This is a genomic window from Butyricicoccus pullicaecorum DSM 23266 (assembly GCF_900167005.1).
In the GTDB taxonomy this organism is placed as follows: domain Bacteria; phylum Bacillota; class Clostridia; order Oscillospirales; family Butyricicoccaceae; genus Butyricicoccus; species Butyricicoccus pullicaecorum.
The window spans coordinates 503,139-522,921 of record NZ_FUXW01000002.1; the positions used below are offsets into that span (position 1 = coordinate 503,139).

Consider the following 19,783-nt stretch of genomic DNA (forward strand, 5'->3'; position numbering starts at 1 on the left):
GTTATTTCCTCGATTTCTGCACGGATGTAATCTGAGCCTTTGCTGTGCCCTGCGCAAAGCGCAGCGTCACTGCATCTCCCGTCTGCAAATCCGCACTGTCGGTAATAATCTTGTTCTGTGCATCGGTAACAACCGAAAATCCTCGCGCCAGTACACGCAATGGACTGAGTGCGTCCAGCTGTCCCGACAAGGACTGCAACTGCCCGCGCCGACGTTCTAATAAAACACCCGGCATATCGCATAATTTCTTTTCTTGATAAGAAAAGCCAGTCTTCAAGCTGTCGATTTTGCGCAGCTGCGCCAATCGCATCCGCTCGATCAGTTCTTCGGTTCGGCGGCGACGCTCGGCGACGTACTGCGCCGGTGTGCAGCGCGCCAAGCGGTCTTCCTGTGCTTGCAGTCGGTTTGCAAGTCCGTTCAATCGGTTTTCCAGTGCAGTCATCAGACGTTCCTGCTCTCGGTCAATCAAGATGCTCAGCTCTCCCCGATCAGGCACGGCAAGCTCGGCTGCACCTGACGGTGTCGGTGCACGCAGATCGGCCACGAAATCGGCAATCGTGACGTCAGGTTCATGACCAACCGCCGAAATCACAGGAATTTTGCTGTTATAAATCGCGCGTGCTACGATTTCTTCATTAAATGCCCACAGATCTTCGAGCGATCCACCGCCGCGTCCAACGATCATCACATCCGCCTGTCCGTGCGCGTTGACACGCGCAATCGTTTTGGCGATGTCTGCCGCTGCATTTTCGCCCTGCACCAATACAGGCCACAGCTGCACCTCGGCAAGCGGGTACCGTCTGCCCAAAATGCGAATCATATCACGCACGGCTGCACCGGTCGGTGAAGTCACAAGTGCGATGGTACGCGGCATGCGCGGAATTTCCTGCTTGTGGGACTGGTCAAACAGACCTTCGGCATAGAGTTTCGCCTTAAGCTGCTCAAAAGCAAGATGCAGCGCGCCGGTTCCGTCCGGCATCAAATCAGCCAGGTACAGCTGTACCTGGCCAGTCTTCGGAAAAGAACTTACCCGTCCACGCGCAATCACTTTCATACCGTTCATCAAGCGAAAGCGCAGCCGTGCGGCATCGGCGCGGAACAATACCGCGCTGATGGCTCCGTCCGCGTCCTTGAGCGTCATGTAGTGATGCCCTGACGTATGCTGCTTATAATTGGAGATTTCACCCTGCACAAAAATATTGCGGAAACTCGAGTTGCTCTCCAGCATTCCCTTGATCTGCTGATTGAGTTGTGTGACTGTGTAAATCATAACAGTGTTTCTCCATGCTGCACCGCAGCGAGTACCGCAGCGCCAACTGCATTGTCTCCCGAAAGAACGGGTTCTGCAAAACGTGCACCGAAGCGCTCGTGCATACGGCGCTGAATCAATCGATTGCTCATCACGCCGCCCGCACACAGCACAGGCAATTTCTTGCGTTCCATCGCTTGTGCGGTTGCCCGCTCGACTGCTGCACAGATCGTACGCACGGTAAACGAAGCGACATCCTCAGGTACCGTACCACGCGCACAGAGGTCACGAATCTTGTTTTCCATGCCGGAAAGCGAGAATCGGCAGTCAGCGACCTTGGGCTGGAAGCGTTCTTTGCTCTGCGACTGTTTGGCGAGCTGCTCCAATGCTTCTCCTGCCGGGAAATGCAGTCCTAAGAGCGCACCGGCACGATCGACCAGCTGTCCAGCTGCCAAATCGGTTGTGCCGCCGATGCATTCCGCGACAGGCAAACCATCTGCGCCCGGAGCTACATGCAGCAGCTCAGTCGTACCGCCAGACAAGTGCCACGCGTAAAACTCCTGGGTACCGAGCCAGGAAAGTGCCTGTGCAGATAAGGCTGCGGCAGCTAAGTGTCCCTGCTGATGGGAACAGGTATAGAGCGGCACACCCAGAAGATGCGCGATGCTTCGTGCGACGTTCTCGCCTGCCAGAAAGCAGGGCATATACGAGCCTTCCACCGCACGGGGTCTGGTAGACACGCACACCGCCTGAATTTCCTTGCCGATACCACCCGGCAGTCCGGCAATCATCTCATGCAAGTGCAGTGTGTGCTGAAAAAGCGCATCCGACTGACGCAGTCCGATTGCGCCGTCCGGCACATCAAGCAGCCGACCGCTATTTTGCCATTCTACATGCTCTGCATCAAAGATCGCAGCCGATGTACGGTAATTGGAGGTATCAATCCCCAGATACCAACGGCTCATTCCTGTTCAGACTCCATCTTGCGCGCAACTGCACCCAAGACACCGTTGATAAACGAAGCAGCTTCGTCCGAGTCGTAAACCTTTGCCAGCTCGACTGCCTCATTGATTGCAGCGCCGACCGGAACGTCCTCAACATAGTACATTTCATAAATCGCCAGACGCAGGATAGCAATGGTGATACGAGACAGGCGCGACAGCGTCCAGCCCTTCGCATTGTTTTCAATGTATGCGTCCAGCTCGTCCAAATGCTCTGCAACACCCTTGACAGCAGATACGATGTACTTGGTCTGTGCTTCGTCCAGCTTGCCCGCGTAGAGTGCAATATCACCGCTGATCGACTGCATGATCTCTTCGCCGAGACGATCGGTCATTACATTTTCAGCCTCAAACGCGCCAAAGCCCATCTCAAAAACCAGATGCAGGGCAATCTCTCTTGCCTGCTTTCTACTTACAGTATTGTTCACGGTATTCCTCCGACATCTTTTCTATCAGAATTTTTATATCATTCCAGTATATTTTATTTTACCTGATTCGCTATATAAATGCAAGACAGGTACATACGATCAATTAAAGATTTCGCCGTGATCGTTTCGGAACATGCGCTCTACCCGCTCGCGCAGTGCAGGGTGCTCCTGCAAGGTTGGGTCATCTGACAACAGCTTTTCAGCCTCTTCTTTCGCCGACTGCATCAATGCCAAATCGCCTGCAATGTCTGCCATTTTGAGCATCGGCAGGCCATGCTGCCGTTTACCAAAGAAATCGCCCGGGCCGCGCTGTGCCAGATCGGCGCGTGCAATCTCAAATCCATCATTGGTTTGGCACAGAATTTTGAGTCGCTGCTTCGCTTGTTCTCCCTTATCTGCACCAAAACAAACGCAGTAAGACTTTCGTTTGCCTCGTCCGACGCGTCCGCGCAGCTGATGCAGCTGGGACAGGCCAAAACGGTCGGCATCTTCGATCACCATCAAACAGGCATTGGGTACATTGACACCGACTTCAATGACGGTCGTTGCAACCAGTATGTCAAGTTCTCCTGCTGCAAAAGCATTCATCACCACATCTTTTTCTGCCGGTCTCATCTTACCATGCAGGACACCAATGCGGCGATGCGGCAAAATCTTTTGTAGGGCTGCGCCGTGCTCTTCTGCACTCTTGAGCGGCAATTCTCCGTCTTCTACAAGTGGACAAACCACATAGACCTGTCCGCCTTCGGCAATCTGCTTGTCTATAAAGGCATAGATGCGTTGACGCATCTTTTCACCCACGGCAAAGGTTTCCACTGGTGTACGTCCGGGCGGCAATTCATCGACAATCGATACATCGAGATCACCGTATAGAATCAGCGCCAAAGTACGCGGAATCGGAGTCGCCGACATGACCAGCGTATGCGGTCGCTCACCTTTCTCATGCAGAGTTGCGCGTTGGTCAACGCCAAAGCGATGCTGTTCATCGGCAACGACTGCGCCAAGTCGATGAAAGGTGACATCCTTTTGAATCAAGGCATGTGTACCAATGACGACCTGTATCTCGCCTGACGCAATCTTTTCCTTGCACTCTCTTTTCTGCTTCGGCGTCACAGAACCGGACAATACTGCACAGGTAATACCCTGCTGTGCAAAGATTGGGCCAAGTGATTCCATGTGCTGAGAAGCCAAAATCTCGGTCGGCGCCATAATCGCTGCCTGGTATCCATTCTGTACCGCCAGATAACAGAGTACCGCAGCAAGCACGGTTTTGCCTGAGCCTACGTCACCCTGTACCAATCGATTCATGGGCTTACCGCTTCGAATATCGTTCCAGATTTCCTGTGCCGCACGTTTCTGCGCACCGGTTGGCGCAAACGGAAGCAATTTCCAAAATGCATCCGGCGTACCCTCACGCATGGCAATACCAGCTTCGTCTGCGCGACGTTCTTTGAGTCGAGCCAGTCCGCAGCAGAGTAAAAACAATTCTTCAAAAATAATGCGTTGTCTGGCCTGCGCGACATCGTCCAGCGATTGCGGTCGGTGAATGCACTGTACTGCCTGTGTTTGTGTCAGCAGTTCATATTCCTGTGCAATCTCCTCCGGCATCCAGTCCCGCTCGCCTGCATCCTGTTCTCCCAGAGCAGCCGTTGTCACGCGAATCAAATCTTTTTGCGTCAGTCCTGCGGTCAATGGATAAACCGGTACGACGCGCTGCGGCGGAGGCATTCCGGGCAGCACCGCCTCGCAAGCCGGAGAGATCATCGTTCTCTGTGCGCCCTGGCCTTGTATACGGCCATAAAACAGGTATTCCTGTCCTTCCTGCAAGGCTGCCGCCGTGTAGCGATTGTTGTAATAGGTAATCCACAATGCGCCGGAAGTGTCAAATACACGGAATTTGGTGATCTCCATGCCCTTGCGGATGCGACGGGTAACCGGCTGGGTACCAACCACCGCGCACACGGCAATCTTTTGTCCTTCCTTGGCCGCAGCAACCGGGATGACATAGGTACGATCTTCGTAATCGCGCGGATAGCAGTCGAGTGCGTCCTGCATGGTTTCTATGGACAGCTTTTGAAAGAGTGCAATTTTTTTCGGGCCGATGCCCTTGATTTTGGCAATCGAATCTGAAAGTGCCATTATGCGAAGTAATCCCGATGCAGTGCAGTTACGACGCCAAGAATGACCGCGCCTTCACCGTCAATCGGGGAATAATCCGGGTTTTCCGGCATGAGCCATACATGACCGTCATCCTCAATTTTGAGTGTCTTGCAGGTCGCCTCGTCTTCAATCATCGCTACAACGATCTGTCCGGGAGTCGCCGTATTCTGCTGACGCACGATAATGTAGTCTCCGTTGAGGATACCCGCACCGATCATGGAATCGCCCTTGATCCGCAGGGCAAAGTATTCGCCGTATCCGCTTGCCTGCTCATACGGCAAATAACCCTCAATATCTTCTACTGCGAGAATCGGCATACCTGCTGTGACCTGTCCCAAAATGGGAACCTGCGGCACACTTGCCGCTGCACCTTTTACCACCAATGCACGCGTCTTGTGGTCATCTTTTTCCAAATATCCCTTTTCACGCAGTTTGATCAGCTGGGCATGTACCGAAGAAGACGAACTCAGACCGACATGCTTGCCAATTTCGCGCACAGAAGGCGGATAGCCTTGCGCAGCAGTTGCTTCTGCTATATATTCGAGAATGCGCTTTTGCTTCTCGCTCAACTTTTTCATCGTGACACCATCCTAAAAAATAGCCAATTATCTCCAACACCTCACGCATGGAGAAACATTTGTTTGTTTTTTATTCAATTATATCTGAATTTGCTGGAAAAATCAAACCTTTGTTGCGGTGCGATATAAAAATAATCCACTCTCAAAAGTCCCCTCACAAATCCAATAATTTGTCACCCATAACACAGTTTTGCAGAAAATATATCTTGTTTATTCGCGCAAACTATTATAGAATAGAGAATAAGTATAGAATGACTTCTGAACGGTTTGGTTTGCTGGAGGTATTTTATGAGAATCAACAACGAATTTGGATATATTGAGATTGCCCCCGACGTGATTGCCGGGATTGCCGGCTATGCCGCTTCTTCTTGTTTTGGCGTTAAGGGCATGACCGTCCGTTCGGTCGCAGATGGTGTTGCGCATCTTTTGCGCCGTGAAAACATGAGCCGCGGTGTCAAAATCACCGAAGCTTCCGACGGCGGCATCAACATCGATCTGCACATCGCGGTCGATCACGGAATTAATATTGCCTCGGTTTGCCGTTCAATCATCAGCGAAGTCCGCTACCACGTGGAGCAGCTGACCGGCATTGATGTCAAGAACATCGATATCTACGTCGAAAGCATCAAGGCCGATTGACAGAAACGAAGGAGTAACGTAAGACATGAACGAACAAAAAATCACCGGGTCACTGTTTCAGCGCATGGTTATTGAAGGTGCGCTCGCGATCGCCGAAAAAAAGGAAGCTGCCAATGAGCTCAATGTCTTCCCGGTGCCCGACGGCGATACCGGTACCAATATGTATATGACCATGCACGCCGCACAGGAAGAAATGGAGCGTCTGACCGAGCCCACCCTGCGCAAGGCAGTTGATCAGACGGCGTCTGCCCTGCTGCGCGGTGCCCGCGGCAACTCGGGTGTTATTCTCTCCCTGCTTTTCCGCGGTATGGCAAAAAAACTGCGCGAAAAGGAAGAAGCTGGCGGCTGTGATTTTGCACTCGCGCTGCGTGAAGGCGTAGATACCGCGTACAAGGCGGTCATGAAGCCCGCAGAGGGCACGATCCTGACTGTCACCAGAGTTTCTGCACAGCACGCAGTCGAGCTGTGTCAGGCCGATCCGCAGCTGTCGGTTGAACAGGTCTTTTCTGCCGTACTCGAGCGTGGTCAGACCGCATTGCAGGAAACCATGTCCCAGAACCCGGTTCTGGAAAAGGCTGGTGTCGTTGATGCCGGCGGCTTTGGCTTCCTGACCATCTTCGAGGGTATGTTCGATGCCTTCCGCGGCATCCACAAGGAGCGCGTCATTGAAGAAGCTCCGGCTGCCAAGAGCGCAGCGGATTTCAGCGCAATTGCAGATGAAGATATCACCTTCACTTACTGCACCGAGTTTATCGCCGAGCGCAAGGACAAGGCGCGCAACGTCGGTCGTATGCGTTCTCTGCTGAGCGAAATCGGTGACTCTCTGGTTGTTGTCGAAGATGATGACATCGTAAAGGTCCATGTACACACCGATCAGCCCAACAAGGCACTGGAAGAAGGCTTGAAGTTCGGTCCCCTGCTGACGGTCAAGATTGAGAACATGCGTCAGCAGCACACCGCAAAGGTCATCGAGGGCACGGTAGCACCGGAGCATCGTGAAATCTGCCCGCCCGAGAAGAAGTACGGTTTTGTCTGTGTTGCTGCTGGTGACGGTCTGCACACCGTATTCACCGACCTCGGCTGCGATCAGGTCGTACAGGGCGGTCAGACCATGAACCCCTCGACCGAAGATATCCTGCGTGCGGTCGATCAGACGCCCGCAGAGATCGTCTACGTTTTCCCCAACAACAAGAATATTATCATGGCGGCACAGCAGGCTGCTGCGCTGTGCGAAGACAAGCAGGTCGTTGTTATGCCCTCCAAGAACATCCCGCAGGGTATCTCGGCAATGCTGGTCTTTGATGCCGATGCAGAGCAGGAGGACAACACCGCTGCAATGAACGAGGCCATGGAAGCCGTTCGCGCAGGTCAGGTCACCTATGCTGCACGCAACTCCGACTTTGACGGCAAGAAGATCAAGGAAGGCGAATACCTTGGTCTGTGCGAGGGCAAGCTGGCTGCAAACAGCAAGCGTCAGCACGATGTCCTCAAAAAGCTCATCCGTGAGCTGGTATCCGCAGACAGCACCTTTGCTACGATCATCTACGGCGAAGGCGTGACCGAGGAGGAAGCTGCGAAGGTCGAGGAACTGTTCCGCAAGGAAAATCATGACCTGGAAATTACGGTCATTCATGGCGGTCAGCCGGTCTACTACTATATTCTGTCAGTTGAATAAATCATTTAAAAGCTCCCCTTTTGGGGAGCTTTTTAGAGGAGATTCCCAATGTCTATTTTTGATATCTTTGCAAAGTTGGAACAGGAGCGCAAACAGCAGGACGCTTCTGCCGGCCCGATCGAGTGGCTGGTTGTCGGTCTTGGCAATCCCGGTTCTAAATATGAAAGCACCCGACACAACGCTGGTTTCCGCGCACTGGATTCCTACTGTCAGAAAACCGGTCAGCGTATCGACCGCATGAAGTTCAAGGCGCTGGTCGGCGAGGGTACATTCGGCGGAAAACGCGTTCTGTTCATGAAGCCGCAGACCTTTATGAATCTGTCCGGTGAGGCTGTGCGCGATGCCGCAGATTTCTACAAGATCCCGCCCGAGCGCATTGTCGTTTTGTTTGACGATATTTCGCTGGATGTCGGCCGTCTGCGCGTACGCGCAAAGGGCTCTGCCGGTGGCCAGAACGGCGTCAAGAACATCATCTATCAGCTGTCCTCTGATCAGTTCCCGCGTGTCAAGATCGGTATTGGTGCAAAGCCCCATCCCGATTACGATCTGGCCGACTGGGTACTGTCCAAATTCCAAGGCGAGGATGAAACCAAGATTCAGGAAGCAGCTCAGCACGCAATGGAAGCTGCGGAAGAAATCGTCCGCAACGGTCCTGCGGCTGCGGCGCAGAAATTTAACGGTAAATAAAGTAAAAGAGCTGGTTCAATCAGAACCAGCTCTTTTTTAAATCGGTGTAATGCTCATCGCCGTTAAAACAATCAGATAAATAATCAAAAGCAAAATAGGCGGTGAGGTCATCAGCAGTTTTACTGTTTTCTTTTCGGCATAACCTTGTCGGGCATACGCGCGAATCGGTTGATGCAGCTTGGTGATACACAAAAACAGCGCAATGAGTCCAAATGCAAACAGTGCCTGATTGACACCTGCTGCGGCTACCTCGTCGGCATCTCCCAGCCGTGCCAGAATCTCTGCGGTCAGGTTGGTCAGCGCATGCAGTACCATAGACGCTGAAAGCGAGTATTCTACCGCAATATAGCCGAACAATACGCCGCACAGCAGCGCCATGGGCAGCTGAATGATATTGCCGTGCATGAGTCCAAAAATAACAGCCGCAAACAAAATCGCAAAGGTATTGCCGTAGGGCTTCAAATATTCCAGCACAAAGCCGCGGTACATGAGCTCTTCACAGAATGGTGCAATCAACACGCTGTACAGCAGCATAGATGCGGTCTGTGAAGCAGCGGTCGCACTCGCATGTGCACTGTAAAACGATCCGCCCAGCAAATTCGCGGTGACTTCCACTGGAATGGTGAGCAGAGACGCAATGTTTTGCAATCCCAGCACCAGCAGGAAGCAAAACACCATGATGGTGCCGCCGATCCGCTGATTCTTCTTACCGAAAAAAGCGGGCAGCTGTTTCGGGTGCTCGGTCAGCTTAAGCGCGAGACACGGCGTCAGGCCTGCCAGCGCACCTACAATCAGCCACACGCCGCTGTCCTGCAATTTGTGCATGAGCTCGACGGCTCCAATCATCGGATCTCTGGCAATGAGCCATCGGATATAGAGTTCCTCTCCTGCCCAGACCACTGCCATCATCAGCACCTGAGAAGCGATCAGTACCCATCCCAATTTGGCAAAGGTTTGTTTATATGTACTTTCCCGGGATGCTTCCATATCATCTCTCCTTGCCGAGTACAGGGATTCTCACAGGCAGGCGATTCTCCGAAACCACCAGTCCTAGCAGAACCAACACCGTTCCCAGCACAGACCGCGCCGACATGCGCTCATGCAGCACGATCGCAGCACACAAAATGGTAATAACAGGTGACAGATAAATATAGACGCTGGTCTTAATCGCTCCCAGCTTCTTAACCGCAGTATTCCAGGTCACAAAGCACGCTGCACTTGCCAGAAAACTCAAAAATGCGAGCGTCAGCAAAATAGAGGGCTGCTTGAGCGCGTCGAGCGACGGAGAAAATCCCATCTTCCAGGCAATCGGCAGCATAAACACGACACCATACAGAAAGACATGGCGCGTCATCGCGATTGAAGGGTAACCGAATTCACCCAATCTGCGAATCAGTACCGAGTAGATACCCCACGCAACAGCGGCAGCCAGCGCCAGCACATCACCGATGGGGTTAATCTGCATGCGCTCGGTACCGCTGAATGAGATAAACGCGATGCCGCTGATGGCAATGGCAAAACCGATGATAAAATGCAATTGCAGGCGCTCCCGCGATGCGATTGCCCAAAAGATTGCCGTGAACATCGGCGCACAGGATACCACAACGCCAATATTGGACGCGGTCGAATATCCAAGTGCAATATTCTCAAGCAGATAATAAATCAATACACCGGTCAGACCTGCGCCTGCAAAATACAGCTCATGCCGCTTATCTTTGAGCCGCAATCGTTTGGGACAGGCAATACTCAGGGCTGTAAATCCCAACACAAAGCGAATGAGCAGAATTTCTACCGCCGTAAAATGCTCGAGCAGGACTTTTGTTGCAATAAAGGTCGTACCCCACACGCACACCGTTCCGAGCGCAAGGGCATGGCCAATCCATTCTTTTTCCTGTTTCATAGCTTCCCCTTTATCCATCGATAAAACCGCCGCCAATTACGATCTCGCCATCATAAAAGACCGCAAATTGTCCAGCAGCCGGTGCACGAACGGGCTGTACAAAAGTGACCTCTGCCTGTCCGTTTCCGAGCAGTCGAACGGTTGCCGGATCACTGTGCTTGGAATAGCGCACACGCGCCTGACAGTCAAACGATCCGCTCTCTGCGTACTCCGGTGCGCACAGGTTCAGTCCGCTGACCGTGATTTTCTCACGGAACACATCGGAAAGCGAAAGTACAACCTCATTGGTATCCTGTCGTAACTCGTGCACGAATAGGCGGCCGGTGGACGCGATGCCCAGTCCCTTGCGCTGGCCGACCGTATAATGGTGCAGTCCCTTATGTCGACCCAGCACTCGACCGGTCTCATCTACAAAGTTACCCTCCGGCAGGGCTGCGCCACGCGACTCCAGCCATGCGCTGTAATCGCCGTCCTGGATAAAGCAGACATCCATGCTGTCTTTCTTCTCCGCAACCGGAATCTGGCTCTTACGTGCCAGTTCCCTCACCTCAGCCTTGTCTGCCGCTTCGCCGAGCGGGAATACGCAGCGCTCCAGCACCGAACGCGGCAAATTGGCCAGCATATACGACTGATCTTTCGGAGAACGCGCGCGCATGAGCAGTGCTCTGTCCTGCGTATCGTGACCAATCCGCGCATAATGTCCGGTCGCAATATACTGTGCGCCGATCTCATCGGCATACTGGCACAGGGAGACAAACTTTACCTTGCGGTTGCATACGACGCAGGGGTTCGGCGTGCGTGCCGATTCATATTCGTGCTGAAAGTACGAGCGCACTTCCCGCTCGAACGTTTCTTCCTGATGAGCGATATACAGCGGGACATTGATCGCATCCGCAACGCGCTGCGCTTCGGCTGCGCCGCCCAGGCCGACATCCATGTACAGACCGTACACCTCATATCCCTGCTCTCGCAGCAAGCGAGCGGATACCGCGGAATCGACACCGCCCGAAAGTCCTAATACAACTTTTTTCATCCAAGCCTCCATTCATTGGGTGTCCAGAAGATATTATAAGGTCTTGGGCTGAAGCCGGTCAGCAGACCGCTGCGCACAATGACCTGATTGCGTTCAAACGCCAAAGGCAGAATGGGCATTTTACTCAGGAAATATTCATAAAAATCGGTCTCTGCCTGTTCCAGTGCGTCCGCAGATGCCGTCCGGACAGACATAATCTTGCTGTCCAGTGTGGCATCTGTGATTCTGCCATAATTGAGCGAACCACCCGACATCAAAAGCGCACGTACATCAAAGTCAGGTGTCAAAATGACATCACCGTAGTACAAATCAAAGTTTCCACTGTTCAGCGCCTGCTGGTACTGATCGAAAGGCAGGCTATTGATATTGAGCTGAATGCCAATCTGGCTGAATGCGGTGACCAACTGGCTGCACACGTTGCTCTTAAAGCTGTTCTCTGAATTGCACAGTAGGGTCAGCGTGATTTCTTCGCCCGAGCTGGTTTCCACCTTGCTGTCACCGTCAACATCTCGAATGCCCATCTGTGCCAGATAAGTGTTAGCTTGCTCTAAGGCGCCGGTCAAGCGGCTGTCTTCCAGCATTTCCGGCTGCGGATTGACCGGCAGCACAGCGGGGTCTGCAAAGGTTTGCAGGGACGAACGGCAAATCGAAGATCGATCGATGGCCAGGCTCAGTGCCTTGCGGAAATTCTCATTGGATAAGAGCGGATGGGACATACGGACGCCCAGATAATGCAGCTCGGTGGTCGGCGTTTGGTAAACATCGACTGCACCCTTGATGGTTGCCGGGTCATCACTGATACGCTCAGCGCGTGTCAGCGAGATATCACCTGCCGCAAAGCTGCTGATGACCGCATCGGCACGTACGGTACCAACCAGATTGATCTGGGGTACGTTGGAAACCTTACCGCCATGCCAATTCTCATTGGGCAGCAGCAGGTAATCCGTATCACTCTGCGATGCTACAAACGGTCCGGTACCGATCGAAAACGTCTGATTCTCTGTTCCTTCTTTGAAAATCGGAATATCCAGAAGGCTCAGGAAGTGACTGTTCGGTGCACTCAGCGTAATCTGAATGGTTCGACTGTCGGTTGCACGAATGGAAGACATATAGGACGCGCGATTGTAATACATAGAGGTCGCAGTCGACTTTGCCAAACGATAGCTGTACACAACGTCGTCCGCGGTCACGTCCGAACCATCGGAAAATTTCAGTCCCTCTTTGAGTACCAGAGTACAGCTTGTACCGCTCAGTTCATAGTTCTCACACAGAACCGGTTCGGGTTCAAACTGATCGTTTAAGCAAAACAGACCCTCGTACAGTGCCTCACAGATAATACGATTGATGGTAGAGCTCGAAGTGATCGGATTTACCTTCTCGGCTGTATAATACGCGAGAGACACCTGACCGACCTGACGCTGACTGTCCGAGGTCATATTGGTCAGTGTCGAAGTTGTCTCATCCAGACGCTCGGTCAGCGTACATCCACAGAGCAGGGACAGTGCCAAACCGCACGCGGTTACGCGCAGCAGTATTTTACCGGCCTTCTTCACAGACAAATCACCCCCGCTTGTACGCCCCGGTGTCCGTTGGTCGCACGGTGTGACCAGAAGACATCGGACATGCACTTGGTGCACAGGCCGCTGTTTATGATATTCTCCGGAGCAAGTCCAACCGATTGCAGCGTCATCTGCTGGATGCCCTGCAAATCAACGTGATATTTCTTCCCTCTCGTCTGGATGAACGGTGCAACCCGTTCGCCCATCTGCGCACGCATAGCGTCCGGAACATCCGCGTCGGTCTCAAAGCAGTCTTGGCAGATCGACGGTCCGATGACCGCAATCGTCGTTTCCCGGCATGCGCCGAGCGATACCATTTTCTCGACCGTCTTACCTGCGATTTCCTGCGCTGTGCCGCGCCAGCCCGAATGACAGACCGCGCACACCTTGGCGGTCGGATCGTAGAACAGCGTTACTACACAGTCCGCGTAAAAGCCCGCGATCGGCGTGTCCGGCAGAGCGGTGACCAGACCGTCCACTTTCCAGTCCATCGGCTGATGCAGACCGATTCCCACATCTGTTTCCTCGACAATCTGTACACGGCTTTCGTGCACCTGCTGGGTCAGGGTAAAGCGCTCAAACGGAATGTGCAATGTGTCCGCGAGAATCTGATAATTACGCCGGACGTTCTCCGGATCATCTCCGCGGTTAAACCCGAAATTCAGGCTTTCACAATCTCCGTGACTGACACCGCCCGATTTGGTCGTGAACGCATGGCGCACCGGCAGCCGGTCACAGGTATAATAAATCAAATCACCGCATTGTCTGCGGCGCATGGAGCTATGCATGGCTTTCCTCCTAAGGATCTTGCGGACGCGCAGGCCAAAGCCAGACGTGTCATATTTTGCAGTTTCCTGTCCGTTTTTTCACCGTATGAAACATAATCAGTGCCTTGCAGGACAAGAATGGTTTAACTATGTTATTATACTACAATTATCCCGCTCTCTACAAGGGTTCTCCCCTGCTTTCCCTTTCTGTTTGTCAGGGTGTATAAATACATGTCAAAATTGTGCCTGCTCCTTGACAGGAAAGACAAAAGGCTATACAATATCTGTGGTAATACCTTTTGTAATATTCATCGGCGCCCAGGCCGTGAAACTTATGGTGGGTTATTATTACTTTGCAGATTTCTAAAAGTCAAAAATCCTGGAGGTGTTTCACAGAAATCATGATTGATACCATAATCACTCTGATCGTCGGTGTTGTCGGATTGGTTATTGGTGTGATCGTTGGCTGCCTGTATCGCAAAAAGGTAGCCGAAAAGGAAATCGGCAGTGCCGAACAAGAAGCCACCCGCATTATCAACGATGCAATCAAGGCTGGCGAAACCAAAAAGCGTGAAGCGATTCTTGAGGCGAAAGACGAGATTCACAGAAGCCGTACTGAGGCTGAGCGTGAGATCAAGGAACGCCGCAATGAAACGCAGAAACTCGAGCGCCGTCTGACCCAGAAGGAAGAAGCGCTCGACCGTAAAACAGATGCCCTGGATCAGAAGAATGAAGAGCTCAATCGCAAGCTCGCACAGGTTCAGAAGACCCAGGAATCGTGCGACCAGCTCAAAAATGAGCAGATTGCTGCGCTTGAGCGCATTTCCGGCTTGACCCGTGAAGAGGCGAAGGACTATCTGGTCTCCTCCATCGAGCAGGAAGCACAGCACGATGCAGCTGTTAAACTTCGAGAAATCAATCAGCGCACCAAGGAAGAAGCAGAAGCCACTGCCCGTGAGCTGATTTCTATTGCTATTCAGCGCTGCGCCGCTGACCACGTCGCTGAGGCAACCGTGTCGGTTGTACCGCTGCCCAACGATGAGATGAAGGGACGCATCATCGGCCGCGAAGGCCGTAATATCCGCACGCTTGAAACGCTGACCGGTGTCGATCTGATCATCGACGACACCCCCGAGGCCATCACGCTGTCCTCTTTCGATCCGGTACGCCGCGAGGTTGCTCGCATGGCGCTGGAAAAGCTGATCGCAGACGGCCGCATCCATCCTTCCCGCATTGAAGAGATGGTTGAAAAGTCCAAGCGTGAGATCGACCAGATCATCAAGAGCGAAGGTGAGCGCGCGATGTTCGAGACCGGTATCCACGGTCTGCATCCTGAGCTTGTCAAGCTGCTCGGCCGCCTTCGTTACCGCACGAGCTACGGACAGAACGTTCTGCTCCACTCGATCGAGGTTGCGCACGTCGCAGGTATGCTCGCTTCCGAGCTGGGTCTTGACCCGGTGCCCGCGCGCAGAGCTGGGCTTCTGCATGATATCGGCAAGGCAGTCGATCATGAGGTCGAAGGCTCTCATGTCAGCATCGGTGTCGATCTGGCCAAGAAGTACAAGGAAAATCCCCAGATTGTTCACGCAATCGCAGCGCATCACGGCGACGTAGAGCCGCAGACCGTCATCGCTTGCCTCGTACAGGCAGCAGACGCGATCTCTGCCGCTCGTCCGGGTGCACGCCGCGAGAATCTGGAAAACTACATCAAGCGTCTGGAAAAGCTGGAAGAGATTGCAAACACCACGTCCGGTGTTTCCAGCTCCTATGCAATCCAGGCTGGACGCGAGATCCGCATTATCGTCAAGCCCGATGAGGTTTCTGACGATAAGATGATCCTGCTTGCCCGCGATATCGCAAAGCATATCGAGGAAGAGCTGGACTACCCGGGTCAGATCAAGATCAACATGATCCGCGAGACCCGCGCAGTAGACTACGCAAAATAACAAAAATTCCGACAACACCGCTAAAAGGGAGAAGCACACAGCTTCTCCCTTTTTTATGCTCCAAAACAAAAACGCACCGCGTATGCAATGCGTTTACTTGTTCTCATCATGCACTCTTTCGGCAGCTGAGTAAGATTACTTGTCGCTTGCGTCCAAGCTCCTTGAGCAGTGCAATGCCCCGCTCGGTGCGGGCATCGTCCGACGTCAGGAACGGATCATCCAGAATCAGAGGCGCTTCCTTGGCGCCTGCCAGTGTCTCACAGACTGCAAGACGCAATGCCAAATACAGCTGATCGCGTGCACCCGAAGACAGCTGACGCTCGTTTAACAGCTGACCATCGGCTCCCGCAGTCCGTGCGCGGAACTGATCGTCCAGACGAATCTCCTGGTAGTTATCCGCAGTCAAATATGCCAGATAGGACTGTGCCAAACTGGTGATCTGCGGCGATACCCTTGCCTGCAAGGCTGCATTTTCCGAAGACACGATCTGGCGTGCGTGCTCTACTGCCTGATACTGCTTTTGCAGCTGCACAATACGTTCCTTACATGCGGATAGCTTTGCGCGAATCTCTTCCATCGTTCCGATCATGTCTGCCTGTCCCTGCAAGCGAGAGAGCTGTTCTCGCGCAGCGTCCAGCACGCGGCGTGCCTCGGACTGTCTTGCACCCAAGGCATCCAGTTGCTGTCTGACCGCATCCGCTTCTTCGTCGTCTTCCGGGCCGCGTTGGATTTCCAGAATGACATCGCCCAATGCACTCTGTTCGCGTCGGATGAGCTGCAAGTCTGCCATCGCCGAGCGAATGACCTCGGCTGCTTCCTCTACGTTCGTTACCCGCGAAGACAGCTTTTTGCCAGCCTCAATCACGCGGTCGCGTTCCTCAAGCAGTACCGATGCTGCCATGCGCTGTTCATCCAGAATGCGCTGATACTCAATTTCAAGCTGCTTTTTTTCTTCGTCCATATCCGGAAGCGGTGCAGGCGGTTTCTGTACGCTGCCAAGGAAGGTCAGCAGCAAGCACACAATCGCGAGTGCGGAAAGCACCATCGGCAAGGCGCTGGTATTGAGCATACCGGCTACGTTCTCCATCTCCGGGAACCACTCGACCTGCATAATACCGGTTGCTGCGGCCAGTACACCAAAGATAAAGGCAAAAACACCGGCGACCCATCGAATCTTGGGTCTGGTCGTTCGGTCGACCTCGATCTCACGATCATGCTGCGCCTTTTCCATGCGCTCGATGGCCTCACGGCGGCGTGTTTCAACTGCCGGCATGTTTTCGCGCTTCTCGCGTTCCAGTCGCACCGCACCTTCGTAGCCGTACAGCACCTCAGCTGCTTCCCTGACCAAATCTTCATCGGGTACACGGTTCTTGATCTCCCGGATACGCTGCTCGCGTTCCTCTCTTAGCACGCGTCTGCGGCTTTCCTCATCGGCCTGCTGTTCAGTGAATGCCTGATAACTGCGCTCATAGGCATCCTGTGCCTTTTGCGCTTCGCGTTCCAGGCTGCGGCACTTCTCTTTTTGCTTGGCAATGTCATGAGACAGGCTTTCCAGCTGTTCCAGCTGCTCTTCCAGCTTGGTCTGTTCGCTCTGTGCCTCGGGCAGCTCGCCGTGTCCCCTGCCTGAACGGATATCCAATCGCCAGCGATCCAGTCGCGCCAGCGCCTTGGCTGCGCTTCCGGTCGCGTCTCCAGTCTGTGCCATCGAACTGAGCAGCTCCTGCAATTCCTCCGACGGACGGTTCATATCCTCGCCGTCCACCATCATACTGGACAGGAATGCATCCTCACCCATGCCGAGCAGCACCTGGCCGCAGTTTTTCGCGGTCAGCAATCTGCACTTCTCTCCGGTATCGGTATAGAACGCATCAAAATCCTGCATCGGTCCACCCTTGCCAGTCTGGCGCACGATGGTGACCGCTCTTCCGTTCCACTCAATTTCCAGTCTGCCGCTCATTGCGTGTCCGTCCTGCGGCACATAGCGGGTTTTATCCGAAAGTGCCTGCTGAGTGTCGCGCCGCGCAGTATTGAGTCCGTACAGCATCACACGCAAAAATGCGCACAGTGTGGATTTTCCCCAGCCATTCGGCAGAACCAAATGAGAAAATCCATCCGCAAATTCTATTTTTCGGCCGTTCATATTGCCGAAATGTCCTTGCAATGATCGTAATTTCATCTCTTGCTCCGTTTATCTTTAACATTATCATGAAAACTTTATACAATCGTATATCAGTATAGCATACTTTCACTTTTCCCTCAAGCATCATACCAATTTCTGCGTTTGTAAATTCGTCCGCTGTACGTGGAAAGTTTACGTGTTTTTCCTCTTGACTTTGCTATGTTAAAGTGGTAGACTAATGCTACAAACTTACAGAGGGTGGTTGTGATTGCCCACCTTATCGATTTGCACCGGGTTTTAACCCGATGACTTGGAAAGAAAAAGGAGATACCCCTATGAAGAAGAACAGACTGTTCGCCCTGCTGTGCGCAGGCGCTCTTTCTGCCTCTATGCTGACTGCCTGCAGTGGCAGCCAGGATTCCTCTGCCAATAACGCATCGTCTGACGCGTCCACCGACTCGACCGAAACCGCAGAAGACACCACTTCGCTCAAGTACATTCAGGACAAGGGCACTCTGGTACTGGGTCTGGACGACCAGCTCCCTCCCATGGGCTTCCTGGATGAGTCCGGTACGATCGTTGGATTCGATATCGATGTCGCTGAAAAGGTCTGCGAGAAGCTGGGTGTTGAGCTGGTAACCCAGCCCATCAACTGGGATTCCAAGCAGATGGAGCTGGACACCAAGAACATCGACTGCATCTGGAACGGTCTGTCCTGGTCGGAAGAACGCGACGAGGCAATGACGCTCAGCATCCCCTATCTGGAAAACCACATGGTCTTGGTCGTACCGACCGATTCCACTTATCAGACCATGGATGATCTGTCCGGCAAGAACATCGCGCTCCAGTCCGGTTCTACCGCACAGGAAGCATTCGATGCCGAGCCCAAGCTCAAGGACAACACCACGATGATTGGTATGGACAACAATATGTCCTGCCTGCTCGACGTTGAAAGCGGTGCTTCTGATGCCGCTCTGATGGATGAGACCGTTGCAAACTACCTGATCGAAACCGGCGGCAGAAACCTGCGCGTCATGGATGATTTCCTCTATGCAGAAACCTACGTCATCGGCTTCCGTAAGGGCGAAACCCAGCTGGCAGACGCAGTGAACAATGCGCTGGTCGAGCTCAAGGCTGACGGTACGCTGGCTGAGATCTCCACCAAGTGGTTCGGCTCCGACATCACGACCGTTGAAGCTCCGGCTGAAAACGCAGATAGCGCTGCTTAACCTTGTTATACCTGCACAAACTAAGAGCGGATTTTTATCCGCTCTTTTTCTGCGGCAGGGCTTTCTTTTACGCTTTCCTATGTTATAATGTTATCTGCGTAATTTCCAACTACAACCAGGGAGGAACACATGATCTTTGATAAAATCACAGGCATGATGCCTGTCTTATTGGATGGCACGGTCGATGTCATCAAAATCTTTTTCTGGACCGTCATCCTTTCCGTACCGCTCGGCTTTCTCGTTGCACTCGGCCGCAATCTCCGCTTGGGATTCCGGATCGGTCGCTTTGATGTACGCCCGATCTCCTGGATCGTCCAGATCTACCAGCTCATTATGCGCGGCACGCCGCTCATGCTGCAGCTGATGTTCATTATGTATGCACCGTACTACCTGTGGCACGTTAGCATGAACCGCTTTACAGCAACGATCTTCGCATTTGCGATCAACTATGCCGCTTACTTCGGCGAGATCTTCCGCTCCGGTATTGATTCCATTCCGCGCGGTCAGTACGAGGCGGCAAAAATGCTGGGCTACACCAAGACGCAGACCTTCTTCCGCATCATCCTGCCCCAGGTCGTCAAGCGCGTCATCCCGCCCACCGGCTCGGAATTCATGGTACTTATTAAAGACTCTGCGCTGGCAAACGTCATTGGACAGCCTCAGCTGTTCGATTCGGCAAAGAAGCTGATGTCGAGCAGCTCCAGCATTCTTCCGCTGGTCATTGCCGGTGTCATCTTCCTGATTCTGAACGCAGTGGTCGAATATGCCTTCAAACTGTGCGAGAAAAAGCTCAACTACTATAAAGGGTAATCA

At 53.1% G+C, this 19,783-nt stretch carries 17 protein-coding genes; 6 read left to right on the forward strand and 11 right to left on the reverse strand.

The genetic code is table 11. The features are described from left to right. Position 1: 1 nt before the first annotated feature. The 5 genes from xseA to lexA form a co-directional block, all read right to left on the reverse strand. Positions 2-1,270: an exodeoxyribonuclease VII large subunit gene (xseA, locus tag B5D52_RS06625; RefSeq protein ID WP_016146831.1), complete on the reverse strand. Its 1,269-nt coding sequence runs from the start codon at positions 1,268-1,270 to the stop codon at positions 2-4. After that, the gene (locus B5D52_RS06630) at positions 1,267-2,214 is read right to left on the reverse strand and encodes a Kae1-like domain-containing protein (protein ID WP_016146832.1); all 948 of its coding nucleotides are present in this window, start codon (positions 2,212-2,214) and stop codon (positions 1,267-1,269) included. Before B5D52_RS06630 ends, xseA begins: the two co-directional genes overlap by 4 nt. Then, a complete protein-coding gene (gene nusB, locus B5D52_RS06635; protein ID WP_016146833.1) occupies positions 2,211-2,678 on the reverse strand; it encodes a transcription antitermination factor NusB in 468 nt (155 codons plus the stop codon). The genes B5D52_RS06630 and nusB overlap by 4 nt, the downstream gene beginning before the upstream one ends. 99 nt (positions 2,679-2,777) lie before the next feature. Next, complete coding sequence (gene recG / locus B5D52_RS06640; RefSeq protein ID WP_016146834.1) at positions 2,778-4,817, reverse strand: ATP-dependent DNA helicase RecG; 2,040 nt, start codon at positions 4,815-4,817, stop codon at positions 2,778-2,780. Continuing rightward, positions 4,817-5,416, reverse strand: a complete 600-nt coding sequence (lexA, locus tag B5D52_RS06645; RefSeq protein ID WP_016146835.1) for a transcriptional repressor LexA — start codon at positions 5,414-5,416, stop codon at positions 4,817-4,819. The genes recG and lexA overlap by 1 nt, the downstream gene beginning before the upstream one ends. Before the next feature lie 288 nt (positions 5,417-5,704). On the opposite strand from lexA, the gene B5D52_RS06650 reads away from it, so the two are divergent. The 3 genes from B5D52_RS06650 to pth are packed head-to-tail and all read left to right on the forward strand — an operon-like array spanning position 5,705 to position 8,417. Next, entirely contained in the window at positions 5,705-6,055 is a 351-nt protein-coding gene (locus B5D52_RS06650; protein WP_016146836.1) for an Asp23/Gls24 family envelope stress response protein, read from the forward strand. Positions 6,056-6,080: 25 nt separating this feature from the next. Next, positions 6,081-7,730 carry a DAK2 domain-containing protein gene (locus B5D52_RS06655; protein ID WP_016146837.1) on the forward strand — a complete coding sequence of 550 codons (1,650 nt, stop codon included), beginning with the start codon at positions 6,081-6,083 and terminating at the stop codon, positions 7,728-7,730. Between the two features lie 48 nt (positions 7,731-7,778). Continuing rightward, entirely contained in the window at positions 7,779-8,417 is a 639-nt protein-coding gene (gene pth / locus B5D52_RS06660) for an aminoacyl-tRNA hydrolase (RefSeq protein WP_016146838.1), read from the forward strand. A 36-nt stretch (positions 8,418-8,453) separates the two neighbouring features. Here the strand turns inward: pth and B5D52_RS06665 are convergent, their stop codons facing one another. Genes B5D52_RS06665 through pgeF form a run of 5 tightly spaced genes read right to left on the reverse strand, consistent with a single transcriptional unit; the run spans position 8,454 to position 13,697 of the window. Then, positions 8,454-9,404 carry a CPBP family intramembrane glutamic endopeptidase gene (locus tag B5D52_RS06665; protein ID WP_016146839.1) on the reverse strand — a complete coding sequence of 317 codons (951 nt, stop codon included), beginning with the start codon at positions 9,402-9,404 and terminating at the stop codon, positions 8,454-8,456. A 1-nt stretch (position 9,405) separates the two neighbouring features. Beyond that, on the reverse strand, positions 9,406-10,317 hold the full coding sequence (locus tag B5D52_RS06670; protein WP_040332479.1) for a DMT family transporter: 912 nt from the start codon (positions 10,315-10,317) through the stop codon (positions 9,406-9,408). 10 nt (positions 10,318-10,327) lie between these two features. Then, a complete protein-coding gene (mnmA, locus tag B5D52_RS06675; RefSeq protein ID WP_016146841.1) occupies positions 10,328-11,350 on the reverse strand; it encodes a tRNA 2-thiouridine(34) synthase MnmA in 1,023 nt (340 codons plus the stop codon). Continuing rightward, positions 11,347-12,903 carry an ABC transporter substrate-binding protein gene (locus B5D52_RS06680; RefSeq protein ID WP_016146842.1) on the reverse strand — a complete coding sequence of 519 codons (1,557 nt, stop codon included), beginning with the start codon at positions 12,901-12,903 and terminating at the stop codon, positions 11,347-11,349. The genes mnmA and B5D52_RS06680 overlap by 4 nt, the downstream gene beginning before the upstream one ends. Beyond that, a complete protein-coding gene (pgeF, locus tag B5D52_RS06685; RefSeq protein ID WP_016146843.1) occupies positions 12,900-13,697 on the reverse strand; it encodes a peptidoglycan editing factor PgeF in 798 nt (265 codons plus the stop codon). The genes B5D52_RS06680 and pgeF overlap by 4 nt, the downstream gene beginning before the upstream one ends. Before the next feature lie 380 nt (positions 13,698-14,077). Here pgeF and rny point away from each other — a divergent pair, with 380 nt between their 5' ends. Continuing rightward, positions 14,078-15,622 carry a ribonuclease Y gene (rny, locus tag B5D52_RS06690; RefSeq protein ID WP_016146844.1) on the forward strand — a complete coding sequence of 515 codons (1,545 nt, stop codon included), beginning with the start codon at positions 14,078-14,080 and terminating at the stop codon, positions 15,620-15,622. A gap of 106 nt (positions 15,623-15,728) precedes the next feature. Here rny and B5D52_RS06695 read toward each other — a convergent pair whose 3' ends face one another. Beyond that, positions 15,729-17,762 carry an ATP-binding protein gene (locus B5D52_RS06695; protein WP_016146845.1) on the reverse strand — a complete coding sequence of 678 codons (2,034 nt, stop codon included), beginning with the start codon at positions 17,760-17,762 and terminating at the stop codon, positions 15,729-15,731. A gap of 314 nt (positions 17,763-18,076) precedes the next feature. Here B5D52_RS06695 and B5D52_RS06700 point away from each other — a divergent pair, with 314 nt between their 5' ends. Both B5D52_RS06700 and B5D52_RS06705 read left to right on the forward strand, forming a co-directional pair. Continuing rightward, entirely contained in the window at positions 18,077-18,970 is an 894-nt protein-coding gene (locus B5D52_RS06700; RefSeq protein WP_016146846.1) for an amino acid ABC transporter substrate-binding protein, read from the forward strand. Positions 18,971-19,099: 129 nt separating this feature from the next. Then, the gene (locus B5D52_RS06705) at positions 19,100-19,780 is read left to right on the forward strand and encodes an amino acid ABC transporter permease (RefSeq protein ID WP_016146847.1); all 681 of its coding nucleotides are present in this window, start codon (positions 19,100-19,102) and stop codon (positions 19,778-19,780) included. The last annotated feature ends 3 nt before the right edge of the window (positions 19,781-19,783 follow it).